This window comes from Sporosarcina sp. A2 (genome assembly GCF_050858885.1).
Taxonomy (GTDB): Bacteria; Bacillota; Bacilli; order Bacillales_A; family Planococcaceae; genus Sporosarcina.
This window is the reverse complement of record NZ_CP193898.1, coordinates 1,656,284-1,675,709: the sequence shown is the minus strand read 5'-3', so window position 1 is coordinate 1,675,709 and position 19,426 is coordinate 1,656,284. Positions and strand designations below refer to the sequence as shown.

The following is a 19,426-nucleotide window of genomic DNA, read 5'->3' as shown; positions in this document are numbered from 1 at the left end:
TCATAAAAAACGGATCGGGGTGAACAGTTTTTATGCGGATAGTCGTTTTAGGAACGGGAATGATCGGCACTACAATTGTGAGTGAAATCGCGAAATTTAAAGGAATCGAATCGGTCACGGCAGTAGATATCCGACAGGAGAGTATCGATAGGTGCCTTGAAATCGCAAATAATCCGAAGGTTTTTGGGAAAACAGCATCTTTGTTATCTCAAGAAGATTTTATACAAGTTCTCCAGGATGCAGATGTAGCAGTTGGGTGTCTCCCTCATTCCTTAAGCTTAACCGCTATAAAAGCAGCAATCGCGTCTCAATGTCATTTCGTAGATCTTGTGGGATCTATGTTTCAAGAAAAAATTGAATTACACACTCAAGCACAAGAGGCTGGCGTGACGATTATACCTGGATGTGGAGTTGCACCCGGCATTACAAACTTTCTCGCAGCACAAGGAATTGAAATGCTCGATGTTGCAGAAGAAGCGGTCTTAATATGTGGGGGGATTCCAAGATGGCCAGTTCCGCCATTATGGTACCAAGTCGTATTTCGGTTGGAGAGTGTCTTAGGGCTCTATACAAAACCTGCATTTGCAATAAAAAACGGTGAGATTGTAGAGTTACCTGCACTATCCGGGCTTGAGTCTTTGACGTTCCCTGAACCAGTTGGTAAATGTGAGGCTGTTATTACGGATGCCCATAGCACTGCATTTACGTTAAAAGGAAAAGTGAAAAACTTAACTGAAAAAACAATTCGTTATCCAGGCCACTGGGCAAAGATGAAGGTGTTAGAGGAATTAGGCTTTCTAGATAATCAATTAATCGAAATAGATGGGGGATTAACGGCCCCAGTGAAGCTATCTGAACAAATACTTGCGCCAAAGATGGTAGGACACTCAAACGAAGATGTCACGGTTGTTCGAGTGGAAGTAACGGGAACTAAATCGGGGATTTCTAAAAAATATACGTGGGAAATGGTTGACTTATATGATCACACGAGAAACATAACGTCAATGGCAAAAACAACTGCACTGCCAGCAGCAGTAGCGGCCAAATGGATTGCAGAGAAAAAGATAGTAGAAACTGGAGTCGTACCCATTGAAACGATCATTGTCAAAGATCGATTCAATCCTTTTCTTGCAGAATTAGAAGAGCTCGGACTTCACATTGAATTTAAAGAATAGCGTAGTTAGGTTCCGTTCGAATCGTTAGAAAGGAAGTGTACTAGTGGATGTTACGATAATTATCGACTCATTGCCCTCACTATTAAAAGCAACGACCATGACGATATTCTTAAGTTGTCTATCTGTAGTTATTGCGCTAGTTATCGGTTTTTCAACAGCTCTAATTCGAATACTCAAGGTTAGGATCTTATATGAAATTGCCAGTATCTATATTTCAATTATTCGAGGTACACCACTTCTTGTACAAATTTTTGTTATTTATTATGGATTGCCACAGATTGGCATTTCTTTAGATCCTATCTCTTCTGGAATCATGGCGTTAAGCTTGAACGCTGGTGCCTATCTTTCTGAATCATTCCGCGCATCCATCCTCGCTGTAGATAGAGGCCAGATGGAGGCAGCTATTTCCATGGGTATGACATATGGGCAGGCGATGCGAAGAATCATTCTACCTCAAAGTCTTCGCATTGCAATTCCAACTCTTTCGAACTCCTTTATCGTTCTCGTTAAGGATACATCGCTCGTATCCGTCATAACCGTTACCGAATTACTTCAAATGTCTAGTTTAATCATAGCAAAAACTTTTGAGCCTTTAACGATCTATTTAGTAGCTGCAGCCATTTATTGGGTCCTTATTACATTCTTTACAACATTACTTGATAAATTCGAAAAGCGTTCGTCCAAGCATTTAGTGCGGTAAATTATATAGAAAATCTGTGGTTTAGGGAGAGGGAATCTTGCAGATCATACAAGTGGAAAATCTTAAAAAAGCTTTCGGAGAAAATCCCGTTTTACGCGGTATCGACTTGACAGTAAATAAGAGTGAAGTTGTTGTGATCATGGGGCCAAGTGGTTCAGGTAAGTCTACTTTCCTACGTTGCTTAAACTATTTAGAAGAGCCGAACGAAGGATTTATTCGAATCGGCCCTCATGAATTACATACAGGCGGAAAACTGGATCGTAAACGTAAAAAAGAAATTAGGGAACTCAGGAAGAAAACTGGTTTTGTTTTTCAGTCATTTAATCTTTTCCCGAATAAGACAGCGATGGAAAACGTGATGGAAGGTCCTTTGACGATTACGGGGGTCCAACCAGATGCAGCAAGGAAAGTAGCGGAAACGCTCCTAATTAAAGTCGGCCTAGGAGATCGTTGTGATCATTATCCGTCCCAATTATCAGGTGGTCAACAGCAGCGAGTGGCGATTGCTAGGGCGTTATCCCTTAATCCGACAGTTATGCTTTACGATGAACCTACGTCAGCTCTAGACCCTGAATTGGTCAGAGAAGTCTTACAGGTAATTAAAGAATTAGCAGAAGAGGGAATGACGATGATCATTGTGACGCATGAAATGAATTTTGCGAGAGAAGTTGCGGATCGAGTGATTTTTATGGATGACGGCTATATTGTCGAACAAGGCCATCCAAAAGAGCTATTTGATCATCCAAAGGAAGAACGTACTAAACGATTTCTTACCATGACAGAGTGACTTCGTTTTTGGTTACTAGTTGCACCATACACAAATTAAAGCAAATGGAGGAAAGGAAACACTTTTCTCCATTTGCTTTTTTGCGTGCTCACAAATCAGTCCTATTTCTAGGTAGACCCGTCTACGTGTGGATGCTGTTTTAAGGCTAAATATAATAGTGTGCATTGTTTAAATGAGTGCAAATCAATCTCTACTACTTGCTGGAGTTGTTGCAATCTGTATAAAAGCGTATTTCGATGAATGTATAGTTTCCTAGCAGCTTGGCTCATGTTTAGTTGCTCTTCGCAATAGGCGAGAAAACTCTCTATGAGTACCATACCATTCAAATGATTGAGTAATTTGCCAATGTGATTTTCAAGAGTCCACTGGGATGGGAGTGATATCTCTTCTATAAAGCCATGAGATAGTAGATCCCAGTCATCTATAGAAAAAAATGATTGTTGAAAGTCATGACGTTTGGCAATGTCTAAAGATTTTTTACAGTATTCATAGTTTTTAAAAATTCCTTCTATCGAAGAAGACGGCTCGCTATATGAAAACATAAACCCACGGACAACATCTCGTTTGTCCAAGAATTTATGCAACTTGCCCGATGCAACTTCTAATCTCTTTTTCATTTGCCTAGAATCATCGGGCTGGTTAGCAAGTAAAATAAGCCATTGTCCTTTAGATAAGGGGGCGACCACGTCCTGTTCATTGGTAACGAATACCTTCGTTAAGAATAGGTAAAGCGCTTGTTCTTCTTGATTGAATGTTGGTGTTTGCTCTAAATTCGGTACTTGGATATTGGAAGATTGTTTATCCAACAAGATACAACGTCTTGGAATGCCTAATGTAAAGCCATGCAGTTCACAATAGTTTTGAATTCTACTATAATCCGTTTCCTCTTTATAGCTGGAGAGACGCTGAATGAAATCTTGCATGACTTCCATTTGTGAGGCAACACTTCTGGAACGATAGCTTTCCATGAGAATCATTTCTATATGGGATTGGACAAATTGTACATAACGTTCCACTTTTGCAGGATCACCAATGAGACCAAGGACACCGACTGTTTCTTGTTGGAATCTTAAAGGTGCTGCAATTCCTGGAAAGACGTTAACGAGATCATCCGTTTGTTCTTTAGAAAAAAACAGCACTTTTCCTGACTGAGACACTTCAGCCGTCCCTAAGTGAACTGATCCAATTCGATTATTATCGGTGCTTCCAATAATCACGCCGTTGTTATCCGTAATACTAATTGGAATGTCCAATAGAGAAGAAAACTGTTCTACGATAGATTGTGCATAATGTCCAATATCTTTCAATACATTCAATCCTTTCAACTGCTGGATTTTCAATTCTTTTGAGTCAATCTGAGCTGATTTTATTTTTAGTATCCGTAGAATGTTGTGCACTTTGGATGCATTACTTTCAAGATATGAAAGTATAGTGGAGGACATACTAAATTATTGTTTGGGAGGGAATTTAAATCTTAGTTTTGAGTGCGAAAAACCAAGTGGAACTAGTGAATATGAAAGAAATCTTACACTGTATTGAGATTGCGTTGAAGGAATTTTCAGCGGCAACCACGCATACTCCAATTCGAACAATTTTACCCTTCGGTACAGAAAACTCGGGCGTCGTGATGCCATCAGTAGCGGAAAGTTTACATTCAATGGGTCTAAAATATGTAACGGTGGTGCCTTCAAATGTCAACGTTGGTAAAAAGGTCATTAATGGCGTTGTTTTACTTTCTGATAGTACAACGGGAGAAACACTTGCCTTATTAGAAGGTTCTTATTTAACACAATTACGGACGGGGGCTTTGTCAGGTGTGGCAACAAAGTACTTAGCCCGTGAAGATTCCAAAACACTTGGGATTATCGGTACTGGAGAACAAGCTAAAGGACTTTGTGAAGCAATTCTAGCGGTAAGACGTATTGAAACAATCTATCTGCATAACCGAAGTGTAGAAAAGGCAATCGTTTTTTCAAAGTTTGTGGAAGAAAAATTCAACAAGAAAGTTGTCGTATGCGAAGATGCGAATGAAGTGGTTAGGAAGTCAGATATTCTAGTCACTGCTACCACATCTATGCAACCTGTTTTTACGGAGCCATTAAAGCCAGGTGTACATGTAAATGCAGTAGGATCTTTTAAACCAACAATGCAAGAGTTACCGACTTCAGCTATTTGCGAGGCGACTAAAGTGGTCGTGGAATGCATGGATGCTGCGCTGGCAGAAGCAGGAGATTTAGTGGTTCCCATTCAAGCTGGCGTATATTCTGAGGAAAATGTTCATGGTGAACTTGGACAAATTATAAGTGGAACGTTACCCGGCAGAGAAAATGATCAGGAAGTAACAATTTTTGAATCTGTTGGAGTAGCTATTGCTGACATCGTCATAGCGAAATACTTTTACGATAAAGCATGCAAAAACAATGCGGGAGTAACCGTTGACCTATCATGAAGCAATGCTAGACGAACTATTAGTTTAGGAGGGGTACGGACTATGAAAAAAGCAGATATTATAATTGTCGGTGGTGGCGTCATGGGATCGAGTACAGCGTATTCACTCCGCAAGAATGGGTTTGAAGGGAGTATTACCGTATTTGAAAAAGATTCCACATATGAATATTCATCTACCTCGAGAAGTGCAGGAGGCTTTCGGCAATTATACTCTACCTCCATTAATATCCAGTTGAGTCGGTTCAGTTTAGAAGTCTATAAAAATTTTGCGGAGGACATGGCGATTGGCGAGGAAAAAGCTGAAATCGATTTTAAACAGCGGGGCTATTTATTTTTAGCGACTGAAAGGATGCTGGCTGCTTTTGAGAAACAGCTCAAGTTGCAAAATTCACTTGGAGTGCCTTCGGAGATTCTTTCAACTACCGATTTATTAAACATCATTCCTGAGCTAGAAACAAGTGACCTAGCAGGAGGGTTATTCTGCAGAGAAGATGGTTATCTAGATCCGTATTCTGTTATGCAAGCGTACCGAAAAAATGCTCAATTCTTAGACGTTGATTATGTAAACGAAGAGGTTTCGACGTTACTGACGGAAAGTGGAAAAATGATAGGTGTTCGATTAGTAGACGGAACGACTTACATTTCGCCTATAGTCATTAACTGTGCAGGTGCGTGGGGAGCTGCATTAAGTGAAAAGATCGGATTGCCTTTGCCGATTGTCCCGTTGAAGCGCCAAATGTATGTATTTGACTCTACAAAGAGATTAGAAAAGATGTTACCGCTTACAATAGATCCGACGGGCGTCTATTTCCGTCACGAGATGGATCGAGTAGTCGCAGGATTTTCGGATGATGTACAACCGGGAATCGACTTTAAATGGAAACGTTCTTCGTTCGATCATTTGTGGCCAATCTTAGCGCATCGAATTTCAAACTTTGAACGCCTCAAATTGGAATCTGGTTGGGCAGGGATGTACGACCATAATACGGCTGACCAAAATGCGATTATTGGTGAGCATCCACTGATGAAAGGTTATTATGTTGCACTTGGGTTCAGTGGACATGGAATGCAACAAGCCCCAGGAGTTGGTCTTGGATTGGCTGAGCTCATTTGTAAAGGAAAATATGAAACACTCGACTTAACACCGCTTCGGGTAGAACGATTTGCAGATAATGATCTTGTTATGGAAGATGCGATTGTGTAAGGACTTTACATGATTTGTAAAAAGAAAACCAAAGGAGATGAGTGAAGTGCATACGATTATTATGGTCGAATTCGTTCTGTATCTCTTAATCATGTTGATTGTTGGATATCTCGTTAGTCGCAGATCGAAAAGTCACGCAGATTTCCTTTTAGGCGGTAAGCAGTTACCTGGTTGGGCGTTAGCATTTTCAGAACGTGCTACCGGGGAGTCGGCATGGTTACTACTAGGATATACCGGTTTTGTATTTGCAACAGGGCTGTCTGGAGTTTGGGTAGCTGTCGGAATTGCTTCAGGCATTATCTTCTCATGGTTATTCTTAGCAAAGCGATTTATGAAGGAAGCAGAGAAAACAGGTACGTTGACGTTACCTAGTTTCCTAGCATCCCGTTTCGGCAAACACGGTAAAATCATTCTTTGGCTTTCTACTATTCTTATTTTTAGTTTTATGATGTTTTACTTTGGCGCTCAAATTGCCGGTGCTGGAAAAACATTGTTTGCCGTCTTTAATATCCCTACTAAGGTAGGTGCCATTTTAAGTATTATAGTCGTTGTGATTCTTGCGTATGTGGGTGGGTTCGTAACAGTCGTTTGGACAGATATGATCCAATCCATCATGATGCTCATTACGTTGGTCGTGTTACCGATTGTTGCACTCGTGCAAATTTCAGCAGCTGATTTGTCGATTAGTCAGGCTCTTATGGCTGCAGGACCTTCAATGGATTCATGGACTGGAGGTGCAATTGGGTTCTCATTAGGGTTATTACTCTTTAATAACTTCGCTTGGTTCTTCGGTTTCCTAGGAGGCCAACCTCAACTGAGTGCACGATTTATGGCGCTACGAAGTGAGAAAGAAGCAAAACAGGGAAGTATCGTCGCAATTACTTGGACGATCTTGGCTTACAGTGGAGCGTTCATGATTGGGATTACAGCGCTCACCTTATATCAAGGTCAAGTATTTGCAGATGTCGAGATGATTTTACCTTTCATGATTCTTGACTTGATGCCACCTTGGATTGCAGGCATATTACTAGCGGGTATCCTTGCTGCTATTATTTCAACTGCCGATTCGCAGCTGTTGGTGATAACAAGTTCAGTGAGTGAAGATATCATCAATCGTGCGTTGAATTTAAAGTTATCCGAAAAGAAATTAGTCGCTATTTCACGACTTACTATTGTAGGTGCGGGGATTGTAGGATTAGTAATTGCCTTAACCTCAAAGTCTCTGGTCTTTCTCGTCGTCAGTTGGGCATGGGCTGGAGTAGGATGTACTCTGTCGCCTGCAGTCATATTAACATTCTTTTGGAAACGATATTCAGGTATCGGTGTCATCGCAACAATTATAGCGGGGTTTGTAAGTACAGTTATTTGGATCTCCACACCACTCGATGCGATTGCGACGTCGCGTTTCACAACGTTCTTCATCGCAGCGGCATTTGGAATTGTGTTTAGTTTACTGTTCCCAGACAAAAAAGAAGATGAAACAGATACATCTGCTGCAGAAGCAACGAAGTCTACACAAGTGTAACGTCGAGAAAGAGTAGATTTCATCTAGAATAATTAAAGACGCAGACGTTATTGTTTGTGTCTTTTCTATGTAGATGGCAGAGTCTTAACCTTTGTGGTTTTAGAAGTAGAACGTATGGCGCGCTAGGGTTCGGAATATACATGGTATGAAGGTGAACGAATGTCCGCGTAAAAATGATGCGGAAAGGGGAAAAAACATGGAGAAATTATTAAAAGGAAATGAGTTTGTCGATTTCATCAAAGATGGAGACCGACTGCTAGTAGGTGGATTTGGAATGTCAGGAACGCCATTAACTTTAATCGATGGAATCGCAACATCTTCCTTAAAGAATCTTACTGTCGTCAGTAATAATTTAGGAGAGTCCGGTAAGGGTTTAGGAATTCTTTTGAAAGAGAAGAAATTGAAGAAAGCTATTGGATCGTACTTTACGACGAACCGTGATGCCGTTCAAGCGTGGGTTGACGGAGAATTAGAAATTGAGTTAATTCCTCAGGGAACGTTAGCGGAAGCGGTTAGATGTGGTGGTGCTGGGATCGGTGGGTTCTATACGAAAACGGCAGTTGGAACCAAATTAGCTGAAGGAAAAGAAGAGAAAGTGATTGACGGGGAACGATTCATCCTGGAAAAAGCGATTAAAGGGGACATTTCGTTAATTAAGGCGCACAAAGCAGACCATTTAGGGAATTTAGTATACGACCATACAGGTAGAAACTTCAATCCAGTAATGGCGACTGCGGGTAAAATCGTTATTGCAGAAGTGGATGAAATCGTTGAAAACGGTGATCTGTTACCTTCAGAAATTGTAACACCCCATGTATATGTAGATTTTATCGTAAAGAGCAATTACGTGAAAAAGGCAGGTGTTTTTGTTGAATCAGTCTAATCGCATAAAAATAGCGAAACGTATTGTTCAAGAATTAAAATATGGCCAAGTTGTCAATTTGGGTGTAGGGATTCCTACGCTGATTCCTGATTACTTAGGAGATAAAAACTTAGTCTTGCAATCAGAGAATGGATTGCTCGGAATCGGACCTACACCGCCTTCTGAAGAAGTGAATATGGACTTGATAAGTGCAAGTAAAGAGCCCATCTCAATGGAGATCGGTGCTTCTCTATTTGATAGTTCGAATTCGTTTGCAATGATTAGAGGCGGTCATATTGATGTTGCGGTTCTAGGAGTGTTGCAAGTAGATGAGACTGGTGAAATTGCCAACTGGGCAGTCCCTGGACAAACGATCCTAGGTGTGGGAGGAGCTATGGATTTAGTAGCGGGGGCACAAGAAATCATAGTCGCTACTCTACACACCTCTAAAAATGGAGAGCCGAAACTTGTGAAGGAGTTAACGTTCCCATCGAGTGGAATAAGAAAAGCGGATTTGGTCGTCTCGGAACATGCTGTTTTTAAGTTTGAAGAAGGAAAAATGAGATTAGTTGAGATTTTATCGGATATTACGTTAGATAAATTGATAGAAATAACAAGTGCTACGTTCGAATACAATTCAGATATTATGTAACCAGCTATAAAGTAAGTAGGAGGCCAAACGTTGAAGCAAATCACAATTGTCGGATCTGGAGTTATGGGAAAAGGGATCGCTTATTCGAGTGCAATCGCAGGATTTAAAGTGATTGTGAATGACTTGAACGAGGAAGTATTGGAGAAAGCGAAAAGGGATATTGAAACGTTACTAGAGTCCAGCTTTCTTGGAGGATTTCTAAAACAAGAGAACTATGATGCTGCAAAAAAGAATTTGGTCTATGAGGTTAATTTAGATGAAGCAGCGAAAGAAGCGGATCTCGTCATCGAAGCAGTTCTTGAAAAGATCGAATTAAAAATCGCAGTCTTCCAGAGACTAGATCGGATTTGTAAACCTGAAACTGTTCTTGCTACTAACACCTCGACGATGAGCCCTACTGAAATTGGTGCTCAAACTTCTCGACCGGACAAAGTCGTCGCGATGCATTTCTTTAATCCCGTTCATAAAATGAAGCTGATTGAAGTGGTTCGTGGGCTTGAAACATCAGATGAAACAGTTGGATTTGTTAAAGATATTGCGAATCGCTTAAGAAAAGAAGCTGTTGAAGTCAACGAGTTTCCTGGTTTTGTAACTTCCAGAATGAACTGCTTGATTGGTAATGAAGCGATGAATATGCTCATGGAAAATGTCGCTTCTGCTAAAGACATCGATAAGGCGATGAAGCTTGGACTGAATCATCCGATGGGTCCCTTAGAACTTGCTGATTTAGTTGGATTAGATACGAGACTTCGAAATATGGAGTATTTGTATGCAACGTTAGGTGAGAAATATCGCCCTTGTCCGTTGCTTGTCAACTATGTGAAAGCTGGGCGCCTTGGCAAGAAAAGTGGGAGAGGGTTTTATGAATATACGTAAGGGAGGAAACGAGATAACCACTTACACGAACATTGTTGTGCGAAAAGAAAATGGCATCCTATGGCTCACGTTAAACCGACCGGAAACTAGAAATGCACTAGATGCAAAAACGTTACTAGAAATCGAAGCCGTGTTTTCTGATGCTGAACTGGACAGGGAAGTACGAGTCGTAGTTATACAAGGTGCGGGTGGTAAATCATTTGCTGCAGGTGCTGACATTCAACAACTACACGAACGGGAAGCACTAGAAGCGCTTGTTCCAGGAATGCAAGGCTTGTATACAAAGATTGAAAATTGCTCAAAGGTTACCATTGCAGCCGTAACAGGGTTTGCTCTTGGTGGCGGTTGTGAATTGGCACTCGCTTGTGATATTCGTGTAGCTACAAAACAAGCGAAGTTTGGATTGCCTGAACTCAATTTGGGGATAATTCCAGGTGCTGGTGGTACGCAACGACTATCTAGAATCATTGGAAAAGGACGCGCTCTTGATATGATCTTAACTGGAAAAATAATTGATGGCGAAGAAGCTGAACGGCTTGGGCTCGTCACCTATTATGTAGACAAAACAGAACTTATTGAAACCGTTGAGAATGTTGCTTCTGAAGTCATGAAAAAAGGTCCAGTTGCTGTACAACTTGTAAAAGCAGCTGTCCATAAAGGATTCGATGTCGACGCTGGTACAGCGATGTGGATTGAAAAACTATCCCAGGCTGTCGCCTTTACTACTGAAGACAAAAGAGAAGGGACTCTAGCCTTTCTAGAAAAAAGAACTGCGAATTTCATCAATCGATAAGGGGAGAACGAGCTATGGATTTCAATTTCACAGAGGACATCGATTTTTTACGGGCAAACGTCAGGAAGTTCGTTCGGGAACAAGTTGAACCAGTTGCAATGGAGATTGAAGAAAAAGATCGCATTCCGAAAAGAATTGTGGATCTCTCTAAAGAGATGGGACTATTCAGTCTCGGAATCCCTGAAGAATACGGTGGACTTGGATTGGATATGGTCGGTAAATGCGCAATCTATGAAGAGCTTGGGAAAACCCATAATGGATTTACGACACTGATTGGTGCTCATACAGGAATAGGAACGGTTGGAATTGTAGACCTAGGAACGGAAGAGCAAAAGAAAAAATTCTTGCCGAAGATGGCAACAGGTGAATGGATCGGTGCGTTTGCATTGACAGAGCCAAGTGCGGGATCGAATGCAGCTAACTTAAAGACAACCGCTGTTAAAAAGGGCGATAACTACATTATTAATGGCTCCAAGCATTATATAACAAATGCTGTTGATGGTCATGTATTTACTGTAATGGCTGTAACTGACAGTTCAAAAGGGGCACGTGGAATCACGTCGTTCATTGTTGAGAGAGACACACCAGGATTCATCCTAGGATCGGTAGAACAGAAAATGGGCTTGAGAGGATCTCATTCTGCTGAATTGTTTTTTGACAATATGGAAGTACCTGAAGAAAACGTGTTAGGCGAAGTAGGATCAGGTTATATTAATGCACTTAAGATCCTAGCGAATGGTCGTGCAGGGCTAGCCGCTAGGAACTTGGGCTCATGTGTCAGGTTGCTGGAACACTCTCTTGAGTATGCGCATGAGCGAGAACAATTTGGCCAAAAGATTGTCGACATGCAAGCCGTTCAACATATGCTTGCTGAAATCAGTATGCAAATCGAAGTTCTCCGTTCCGTGACCTATCGTGTGGCCTGGATGACGGATCAAAACATGCGTGTCGTAAAAGAAGCGGCGATAGCTAAACTTTTCGCATCAGAAGTGTATAACAAAGTAGCAGATCTAGCTTTACAAATCCATGGAGGAATTGGTTACATGAAAGACTATCCAATTGAGAGATATTACCGGGATGCTAGAATTACAAAAATTTATGAGGGTACTTCCGAAATTCAACGAAACATTATTGCGAGTGAACTGAAGCGGGATTATGCAAATAAGGGGCTGTAAAAGTTGCGGAGTGCTTATATTGTTGAAGCGGTAAGAACTGCAGTTGGTAGAATGGGTGGTTCTCTTAAAGACGTCACCGTCGATCAGTTAGCAGAAAAAGTGATTCGGGAAGTAATGGAAAGAACGAATACAACTATAAAAGTCGATGAAGTGATTTTAGGTCAGGCAAAACAGAGCGCGGATACTTCGAACTTAGCACGTCTTGCTGCCCTTAGAGCAGATTTACCCGTGACAGTCCCGGGCTACACAGTCCATCGTCAATGTGGATCCGGCTTACAGGCTATTAATAATGCAGACCAACAAATCCGGCTAGGTTTATCAGACGTTGTGATTGCGGGTGGTGCTGAAAGTATGAGCACAGCACCTTATTACATTCGAAATGCACGCTACGGGTTCGGCGCCGGAAACGGGATGATTTTGGATCCAAATACAGAGAGTCAACCGTGTTCACAACCCATAGAAACCTACGGGCAATTGACAATGGGATACACAGCTGAAAATTTAGCTGAACAGTATCGTATTTCACGCGAAGAACAAGATGAATTCGCAATGAGGAGTCAACTTCTCGCTGAACAAGCAATTCAGGACGGCCGGTTTAAGGATGAAATCGTTTCTTTTGAAGTGAAATCAAGAAAAAGTAGTGTTGAGTTTGAAGTGGACGAACACCCAAGAAAATCCACAAAAGAACAACTTGCAAAACTTCGCGCAGTTTTCAAAGATAATGGAACTGTCACTGCAGGTAATACGAGTGGAAGAAATGACGGAGCGTCCGTCGTGCTCATGATGTCTGAGGACAAACTGAACGAATATGGAGTAAAGCCTAAAGCAAAAATTATTGCGCAAGCAGTGAGTGGCGTATCTCCAGAAGTGATGGGGATCGGCCCCGTTACTTCTACGCAGAAAGCGTTGGAGCAATGTGGTCTAACTATCGAAGAAATTGACTTGATAGAACTAAACGAGGCATTTGCTGCGCAAGCATTGTCTGTTATTAAAGAGACGGGTATGGACATCGACAAAGTGAATGTAAACGGTGGAGCTATCGCACTAGGTCATCCGATTGGCGCTACGGGTGCAGTGCTTATGACTAAATTACTCTACGAAATGGCTCGTAGAGGTTCGAAGTACGGATTGGTCACGCTTTGTATAGGCGGTGGCCAAGGGATTACAACGATTGTTGAAAACTTACAATGACTATACGAAAGGTGTTGTCCATTGTCTTTGCATATCATTCAAATTCTGCCGATGTACCATCCCGATGGCGAGGAAAAGCTAAGAGACCTTGCAGACGTAAAGCAATTCAATGAGTTTGATGAACAAGAGATTATCGATTATTTAAAAAATAAGCAAGTAGATGGAATAATTTTGAGAGCACCTGCTAAAATCACTTCTGAAATATTAGATTCCTGTCAAAGCGTCTCTGCGATTTCAGGTGCAGGAATCGGACTCGATAATATAGATGTAGAGTATGCAACATCTAAAGGAATTAAAGTGTTACATGCCCCCAAAATGAATAGCACAGCTACTGCAGAGCATGCTGTTGCTTTACTGCTTTCTGTCATGAAAGATATAACTGTGTTTAATAATGAAATGCAAAAAGGGAATTTCTCGTTCAGAGATGGAAGATACACAACGGAACTAGAAGGTAAAACTCTTGGCCTGATCGGTTTCGGATCGATTGCTCAAAAAGTAGCAAAAATAGTGAAAAACGGTTTTGGAATGAATGTATGTGCCTACGTTCGAACGATTTCAGCTGATAGACAAGAGCTTGCGGATTCTTTAGGAGTAGAAGTGACAACTTCTATGGAGGAAGCGTTCGCTATAAGTGATGCTGTGAGTCTCCATATCCCGCTGACAGAGCAAACGAAAGGTTTTATTGACGCCAAGTTCTTTCACTTAATGAAGCCGTCTGCAGTTTTGATTAATACATCACGTGGCGGTGTCATTAATGAATCAGATTTAGTTGCAGCACTTAAGAATAAGAAATTGTCTCGGGCTGCAGTTGATGTATTTGCAGTTGAACCTCCAGGGAGAAACCATCCATTTTTCGGAATAAGTGAAATTACAATGACGCCACATATTGGCGGAATTAGTATCGAAGCTGCAAAAAAGACATCAGTTGTGATTGCGGAGAACTTAGTAAAGGCAATTAACGGAGAAGAGTTAGCTGTAATTGTTAATGCTGAAAAACTTGTTCAGTTAAAAAGAGAGTGATTGACTGACCAAAAGTACAGGAGGAAATTATGAAGACATTTAAGGTTGCACTCATTCCTGGGGACGGAATAGGTCCTGAAGTAGTTTCGGAAGGTGTCAAAGTGTTACAAGCAATTGAGAAATTAGATCCAACCCTTTCTTTTTCATTCACAGAGTTACCATGGGGATGTGAGTATTACTTAGAACATGGCAAGATGATGGCGGATGATGGGATTGAACAACTTAAGGAATTTGACGCTATCTATCTAGGGGCAGTCGGATACCCTGGAGTGCCTGATCATATTTCTTTGTGGGACCTGTTACTTAGGATTCGAAAAGAGTTTGATCAGTATGTGAATCTCCGTCCGATAACACTATTGAATCCAGTACTCACGCCGTTAAAAGACAAAACAGCGAAGGAAATTGACTTTTTGGTTATCCGTGAAAACAGCGAAGGCGAGTATGCAGGTGCGGGAGATTGGCTATTTAAAGGGAAGCCTGAAGAAGTCGTTTTGCAAACAGGCGTCTTTTCTCGTAAAGGGACGGAACGGATCATTAGGTACGCATTTGAAGAAGCGAGACGATCCAATCGGACGTTGACGAGTATAAGTAAAGCGAACGCATTGAACTATTCTATGGTGTTCTGGGATGAAGTCTTCGATGAAGTAGGCAAAGAATATCCTGAGGTTCAAACGTATTCTTATCTTGTGGACGCAGCGAGTCTTTACTTTGTGACGGAGCCTGAACGCTTTGAAGTGGTCGTCACATCCAATCTTTTTGGAGATATCTTAACTGATATTGGCGCCGCTATCACGGGTGGAATGGGTTTAGCAACTGGTGCAAATATCAACCCTGAACGTAGCTATCCTTCCATGTTTGAACCCGTACACGGTTCTGCACCGGATATATCAGGAAAAGGTATTGCCAATCCGCTTGCTGCCATATGGTCGGTCAGTCAAATGATGGACTTCTTTGGAGAAGAAAGATGGGGCGAAGTGATTTTAACTACGATTAAAGAAATCCTAACTGAACAAGAATCTCTTACTTCAGATTTAGGAGGGGAATCTTCCACTTCACAACTGGGGAATCGGTTTGTTGAATTACTTTTAGCAAGGGTGAGTGAAGTAGGGGTTTCTCAAGAATACTAGTTTTACCAAATCCTTGTTAATCGTAAAAGCAGCCCATTCCGACGATTCAATCGGGATGGGCTGCTTTTATATAGTATACATGAGCTTAGAGAGACATCGTTTCCGATTGATGAAGTACACGATTCAAAGAATTCAATTGTTCATCGGTCAGCGGTAACATCGGTAATCGTACGCCACCTACTGCAACTCCTTCCAAGTTCAACGCTGCTTTGACAGATGAAGGATTTGGGGCTGCGAACAGTTCTTTCATAATGGGTAGCATGCGACGGTGCATGGTTGCCGCTTCACGAATGCGACCGCTATTAAAATGGCCAATCATTGTTTTTATCTCAGGTCCGATAATATGTGCAGAGACAGAAACAACTCCAGCACCGCCAATAGAAAGAACTGGGAGTGTGAGCCCGTCATCTCCGCTGTAAAGCGCAAAGTTCGATGGTGTATTCTCAATGATATCTGACATAGCGTCTAAATTGCCGCTCGCTTCTTTGACCGCTAGGATATTCGGAATGTCAGCGAGTCGAATAATTGTTTCGGGGTTCATATTAACTGAACTGCGTCCTGGAATGTTGTACAGCATAATTGGCAGTGAAGTAGCTCTAGCAATTGTCTTGAAATGCTGATACATTCCTTCTTGGCTCGGCTTGTTGTAGTAAGGGACGACGAGCATGATTCCATCTACACCAGCTGCTTCAGCTTGCTGAGTCAACTGGATGGATTCTCTCGTATTATTCGATCCTGTTCCTGCAATGACGGGCACTCTGCCGTCAACTATCTGTACAGTGAATTCAAACAAATTTACTTTTTCTTCATGCGTTAAAGTAGGTGATTCCCCTGTTGTGCCTGCAACAACTAGACCATCAGATCCGTTTTCTAGTAAATGATTAATCACGTCTCGTGTGGCGTTGAAGTCAATTTCCCCTTGCTCATCAAATGGCGTGACCATAGCGGTAATCAGTTGTCCAAAATTCATCTGTTCTCCATCTCCTTTTGTTTTTGTTCAAAACATAGAGGTGGAAGGCAGTGTCTCCTGAAACGCAAAAAGCAACAGCGAAGGAACGCTGTTGCTTAGAAATAATAAATTATTTCTTGCATCAGATAGCCCTCCATATAGTTTCCTATATGACAATTCTGTACTTGTTCAGTCCAGAACCAGCTTAGAGATAATGAGAATCTCTTCACTTCGGCAAATTCCCCTTTCAACAATCATCATCGGATCTCATCATCCTCTGATTGTGTACTGATGGTCTTTGCGCCTCTATCCTTACTTCAAAGTTTCGAAATAAGTGAATGTTTAATTACATGTAGCTTACACTGTATCGAATAAAAATGCAACTATATCTAATGATTACTACTTGTTTGGTAGTTATGAATGACCCATAGAATACTTGAATAATTCGTTACAAATTGAAATTCATCGACAGGACTGAGGATTGCAAATTTACTTAAATCGAGCATATGGTCAATTTATAGTTTGATATACCAACCTTACGAATGGAGGAACACCGATGTCGATTGTGGAAGCTACTAATATACAAAAGTCTTTTGGTGCACGACATGTCTTAAAGGGTGTAGAGTTCCAAGCAAACAAAGGTGACATTTTAGCGGTAATTGGTAAAAACGGTGCTGGGAAGTCAACATTTCTAGAAATGTTGATGACAATTCAAAAACCAGATTCGGGAGAAATTACAATGTTCGGGATGGACTTGAACGGTCTTTCACTTAGTCAACGGACACAATTGAGAGGACAAATTTCTGTTGTGCTGCAACCAACCCAGTTTTATAAAACGATGAAGGTGATTGAACTTCTAAACCTATTTCATGCGTATTATAACTCTAAAATGGATGTTGAAGATGTGATAAAGAGGTTTCATTTAACACCGTATCGTAAGGTGTATTTCAATAAATTATCAGGTGGCTGGAAGCAAATTGTAAGTTTAGCCATTGCATTTTTAGCGCAGCCCAAGATGTTAATTCTTGATGAACCGACGACAGGGTTAGATCCGCATATGCGTCAACTATTTTGGAATTATATTACAGACTACAATGAACGAACTGGTGGAACGGTAATTCTATCCACCCATAACATGGATGAAGTCGAATTATATTGTAACCAGGTAATGCTTCTCGATGAGGGTATGACAAAGGTTCAAAGCTCGACTGAAAAAGTTATGGAAACTGGGTTTGGTTCGATTAACGATTTTTATTTACATCATGTGAAAATATAAGAGGGGGCTGGATATGTTAGCCACACAATTGAAATATGACCTTTTAATGTTTTTTAGAGAGATTTTTTTCGTGATATTTATAGTTATCCTGCCGCCTGCATCCTATGTGTTTATGGGGCAATTATATGGTGAATGGTCATATAATGGGGGCTTAAGTTATGCAGAAACATATACACCATCATTCATTTTACTTATAGCTTTTGGGATCATTTTCTTTGCATTTGGATTTGATCAAGTGGAAAATCGGACAACAGGTATTGAAAAAAGAATTACAATAACACCTGTCCCAAAGAGCATATTATTGCTATCAGCTATAGTGAAATCCGTTATTTTAACAAGTCTAGGATTTTTCCTCATTTGTTTAATTGGTGCCGCGGTATATAAGCTAAACTTTCATCTAGTGAATTTCATTGCTGCTTATACTTTTTTTATTTTCATGAATGCAGTACTTCTCGTCATTGCATCCGCAATTTACTCCTTCTTCAAAACGCAGAATAGTGCACTCATCTTTTCTATTGTGATTTTTCAAGTTGTCATGATTACAGGTGGCTTTGCGATTCCGATAGAGTTGATGCCTAAATTTGTTCACACCATTGCCAATTTCAATATGATGTCTCATATGAACCAGCTGTTTGTTTCAATATGGAATGGACAGTTGGCGTGGACGAGTGAAACAATGATTTCCAGTGGTTTCATTGCCTTGATATTCCTTATCAGCTTGGTTGTACTCCGGCTACGACAGGAAAAGTGATGTCGATGTTTGATGCGAATTTGAGTAACAATGAATGAAAACCTTCTATATACGAAGTACGATTAGCATTTTTGTTCTGTTATTTGTAGAGATATGAAGATTAGTTCTTATCTATATTTTAAAAATGAAGTTGAGAAGATGACTGGATAGTTGAATGGGGTGTAATTTGCCGTCACTGCGCACACCATGAACTCATAGCTAATTTACGATTGTTCGAAATTCAGGGGGAGTATATAATTACAAGTGGTAGTCAGAATAATTTGCAATTAGACGTTACAGAAAAAATCATAAAATGTAAAAGAGGAACCATATGAGAGTAGAAGTAGCCGACCATAACACAAATTGGGCTCAGTTGTTTCAGGATGAAGCGGAAAGACTCGAGCGTATATTCGGTGAAGAGGTCGTCAGAATTCATCATATCGGAAGTACATCGGTACCTGGATTACGAGCGAAACCGATTCTTGATATGCTGCCCGTAGTTCAAGATATCCAAAAAGTTGATTTGCTTAATGAACAGATGCAAATACTTGGATATGAGGCGTTAGGCGAGTTTGGAACGCCGGGACGCCGGTATTTCCGTAAAGGTGGAGATGCGCGTACTCATCAAGTGCAAGTGTATCAAGAAGATGACCGATGGAATATTGATCGACACCTGGCGGTTAGAGATTTTTTGAGAAGTCATCCATCAGATGCTGCTCGATATGGTGATTTGAAAAGTAGATTGGCTGAAAAATTCCAGGACGACTTGGCATCTTACGTGGACGGGAAAAGTTTGTTTGTAAAAGACCTCGAAAGTCGCTCGTTGTCTTGGTATGAGGATGCGGAGCGTTTTAAGTGAATCGAGAAGTAGATCTATACGAGGATGCCTGGTGAGTTCCATAACTTGAGTGCGAAACTCTTTAGATTTCTCCACTG

19 protein-coding genes and 1 riboswitch are annotated in these 19,426 nt (G+C 41.0%); of the genes, 17 read left to right on the top strand and 2 right to left on the bottom strand.

All coding sequences use genetic code 11. The features are described from left to right. Positions 1–32: 32 nt before the first annotated feature. Genes ACRPI0_RS08305 through ACRPI0_RS08295 form a run of 3 tightly spaced genes read left to right on the top strand, consistent with a single transcriptional unit; the run spans position 33 to position 2,662 of the window. Positions 33–1,175, top strand: coding sequence for a saccharopine dehydrogenase family protein (locus tag ACRPI0_RS08305; protein ID WP_432351954.1), 1,143 nt, complete (start codon positions 33–35; stop codon positions 1,173–1,175). 43 nt (positions 1,176–1,218) lie between these two features. Further along, positions 1,219–1,875 carry an amino acid ABC transporter permease gene (locus tag ACRPI0_RS08300; RefSeq protein ID WP_432351952.1) on the top strand — a complete coding sequence of 219 codons (657 nt, stop codon included), beginning with the start codon at positions 1,219–1,221 and terminating at the stop codon, positions 1,873–1,875. A gap of 43 nt (positions 1,876–1,918) precedes the next feature. Continuing rightward, positions 1,919–2,662 (top strand): amino acid ABC transporter ATP-binding protein, encoded by a 744-nt coding sequence (locus ACRPI0_RS08295; RefSeq protein WP_432355907.1) that lies wholly within the window; start codon positions 1,919–1,921, stop codon positions 2,660–2,662. A gap of 107 nt (positions 2,663–2,769) precedes the next feature. On the opposite strand, the gene ACRPI0_RS08290 is transcribed toward ACRPI0_RS08295, so the two are convergent. After that, complete coding sequence (locus tag ACRPI0_RS08290) at positions 2,770–4,059, bottom strand: sugar diacid recognition domain-containing protein (RefSeq protein WP_432351950.1); 1,290 nt, start codon at positions 4,057–4,059, stop codon at positions 2,770–2,772. Between the two features lie 74 nt (positions 4,060–4,133). Here ACRPI0_RS08290 and ACRPI0_RS08285 point away from each other — a divergent pair, with 74 nt between their 5' ends. The 11 genes from ACRPI0_RS08285 to ACRPI0_RS08235 all read left to right on the top strand — a co-directional run bounded on the left by ACRPI0_RS08285 (position 4,134) and on the right by ACRPI0_RS08235 (position 15,535). Next, positions 4,134–5,111 carry an ornithine cyclodeaminase family protein gene (locus ACRPI0_RS08285; protein WP_432355906.1) on the top strand — a complete coding sequence of 326 codons (978 nt, stop codon included), beginning with the start codon at positions 4,134–4,136 and terminating at the stop codon, positions 5,109–5,111. Positions 5,112–5,153: 42 nt separating this feature from the next. Then, a complete protein-coding gene (locus ACRPI0_RS08280; RefSeq protein ID WP_432351948.1) occupies positions 5,154–6,314 on the top strand; it encodes an NAD(P)/FAD-dependent oxidoreductase in 1,161 nt (386 codons plus the stop codon). 46 nt (positions 6,315–6,360) lie between these two features. Then, positions 6,361–7,839 carry a sodium/proline symporter gene (locus ACRPI0_RS08275; protein ID WP_432351946.1) on the top strand — a complete coding sequence of 493 codons (1,479 nt, stop codon included), beginning with the start codon at positions 6,361–6,363 and terminating at the stop codon, positions 7,837–7,839. Between the two features lie 196 nt (positions 7,840–8,035). Beyond that, the gene (locus ACRPI0_RS08270) at positions 8,036–8,722 is read left to right on the top strand and encodes a CoA transferase subunit A (protein WP_432351944.1); all 687 of its coding nucleotides are present in this window, start codon (positions 8,036–8,038) and stop codon (positions 8,720–8,722) included. Then, a complete protein-coding gene (locus tag ACRPI0_RS08265) occupies positions 8,709–9,353 on the top strand; it encodes a 3-oxoacid CoA-transferase subunit B (RefSeq protein ID WP_432351942.1) in 645 nt (214 codons plus the stop codon). Before ACRPI0_RS08270 ends, ACRPI0_RS08265 begins: the two co-directional genes overlap by 14 nt. A 30-nt stretch (positions 9,354–9,383) precedes the next feature. After that, positions 9,384–10,229 (top strand): 3-hydroxyacyl-CoA dehydrogenase NAD-binding domain-containing protein, encoded by an 846-nt coding sequence (locus ACRPI0_RS08260; RefSeq protein WP_432351940.1) that lies wholly within the window; start codon positions 9,384–9,386, stop codon positions 10,227–10,229. After that, positions 10,216–11,022: an enoyl-CoA hydratase/isomerase family protein gene (locus tag ACRPI0_RS08255; protein ID WP_432351938.1), complete on the top strand. Its 807-nt coding sequence runs from the start codon at positions 10,216–10,218 to the stop codon at positions 11,020–11,022. The genes ACRPI0_RS08260 and ACRPI0_RS08255 overlap by 14 nt, the downstream gene beginning before the upstream one ends. A 14-nt stretch (positions 11,023–11,036) precedes the next feature. After that, the gene (locus tag ACRPI0_RS08250) at positions 11,037–12,197 is read left to right on the top strand and encodes an acyl-CoA dehydrogenase family protein (protein ID WP_432351936.1); all 1,161 of its coding nucleotides are present in this window, start codon (positions 11,037–11,039) and stop codon (positions 12,195–12,197) included. 3 nt (positions 12,198–12,200) lie between these two features. Continuing rightward, complete coding sequence (locus ACRPI0_RS08245) at positions 12,201–13,388, top strand: thiolase family protein (protein ID WP_432351934.1); 1,188 nt, start codon at positions 12,201–12,203, stop codon at positions 13,386–13,388. A gap of 21 nt (positions 13,389–13,409) precedes the next feature. Beyond that, a complete protein-coding gene (locus ACRPI0_RS08240; protein ID WP_432351932.1) occupies positions 13,410–14,408 on the top strand; it encodes an NAD(P)-dependent oxidoreductase in 999 nt (332 codons plus the stop codon). A 29-nt stretch (positions 14,409–14,437) separates the two neighbouring features. Further along, the gene (locus ACRPI0_RS08235) at positions 14,438–15,535 is read left to right on the top strand and encodes a tartrate dehydrogenase (RefSeq protein WP_432351931.1); all 1,098 of its coding nucleotides are present in this window, start codon (positions 14,438–14,440) and stop codon (positions 15,533–15,535) included. 85 nt (positions 15,536–15,620) lie between these two features. On the opposite strand, the gene dapA is transcribed toward ACRPI0_RS08235, so the two are convergent. Continuing rightward, a complete protein-coding gene (gene dapA, locus ACRPI0_RS08230; RefSeq protein ID WP_432351929.1) occupies positions 15,621–16,505 on the bottom strand; it encodes a 4-hydroxy-tetrahydrodipicolinate synthase in 885 nt (294 codons plus the stop codon). Between the two features lie 118 nt (positions 16,506–16,623). Continuing rightward, a riboswitch (Lysine riboswitch) is annotated at positions 16,624–16,801 on the bottom strand. A gap of 239 nt (positions 16,802–17,040) precedes the next feature. Between dapA and ACRPI0_RS08225 the strand changes: the two genes are divergently transcribed. The 3 genes from ACRPI0_RS08225 to ACRPI0_RS08215 all read left to right on the top strand — a co-directional run bounded on the left by ACRPI0_RS08225 (position 17,041) and on the right by ACRPI0_RS08215 (position 19,349). Continuing rightward, positions 17,041–17,760, top strand: a complete 720-nt coding sequence (locus tag ACRPI0_RS08225; protein WP_432351927.1) for an ABC transporter ATP-binding protein — start codon at positions 17,041–17,043, stop codon at positions 17,758–17,760. Positions 17,761–17,773: 13 nt separating this feature from the next. Beyond that, positions 17,774–18,511, top strand: a complete 738-nt coding sequence (locus tag ACRPI0_RS08220) for an ABC transporter permease (RefSeq protein ID WP_432351925.1) — start codon at positions 17,774–17,776, stop codon at positions 18,509–18,511. Between the two features lie 310 nt (positions 18,512–18,821). Next, positions 18,822–19,349 (top strand): GrpB family protein, encoded by a 528-nt coding sequence (locus tag ACRPI0_RS08215; RefSeq protein WP_432351923.1) that lies wholly within the window; start codon positions 18,822–18,824, stop codon positions 19,347–19,349. Positions 19,350–19,426: the final 77 nt, after the last annotated feature.

Excerpts from the sequence above, each read along its gene's own strand:
- ACRPI0_RS08250 (WP_432351936.1), top strand. The coding sequence starts at position 11,037 with ATGGATTTCAATTTCACAGAGGACATCGATTTTTTACGGGCAAACGTC.
- ACRPI0_RS08270 (WP_432351944.1), top strand. The coding sequence starts at position 8,036 with ATGGAGAAATTATTAAAAGGAAATGAGTTTGTCGATTTCATCAAAGAT.
- ACRPI0_RS08280 (WP_432351948.1), top strand. The coding sequence starts at position 5,154 with ATGAAAAAAGCAGATATTATAATTGTCGGTGGTGGCGTCATGGGATCG.
- ACRPI0_RS08225 (WP_432351927.1), top strand. The coding sequence starts at position 17,041 with ATGTCGATTGTGGAAGCTACTAATATACAAAAGTCTTTTGGTGCACGA.
- ACRPI0_RS08235 (WP_432351931.1), top strand. The coding sequence starts at position 14,438 with ATGAAGACATTTAAGGTTGCACTCATTCCTGGGGACGGAATAGGTCCT.
- ACRPI0_RS08215 (WP_432351923.1), top strand. The coding sequence starts at position 18,822 with ATGAGAGTAGAAGTAGCCGACCATAACACAAATTGGGCTCAGTTGTTT.
- dapA (WP_432351929.1), bottom strand. The coding sequence starts at position 16,505 with ATGAATTTTGGACAACTGATTACCGCTATGGTCACGCCATTTGATGAG.
- ACRPI0_RS08255 (WP_432351938.1), top strand. The coding sequence starts at position 10,216 with ATGAATATACGTAAGGGAGGAAACGAGATAACCACTTACACGAACATT.
- ACRPI0_RS08305 (WP_432351954.1), top strand. The coding sequence starts at position 33 with ATGCGGATAGTCGTTTTAGGAACGGGAATGATCGGCACTACAATTGTG.
- ACRPI0_RS08220 (WP_432351925.1), top strand. The coding sequence starts at position 17,774 with ATGTTAGCCACACAATTGAAATATGACCTTTTAATGTTTTTTAGAGAG.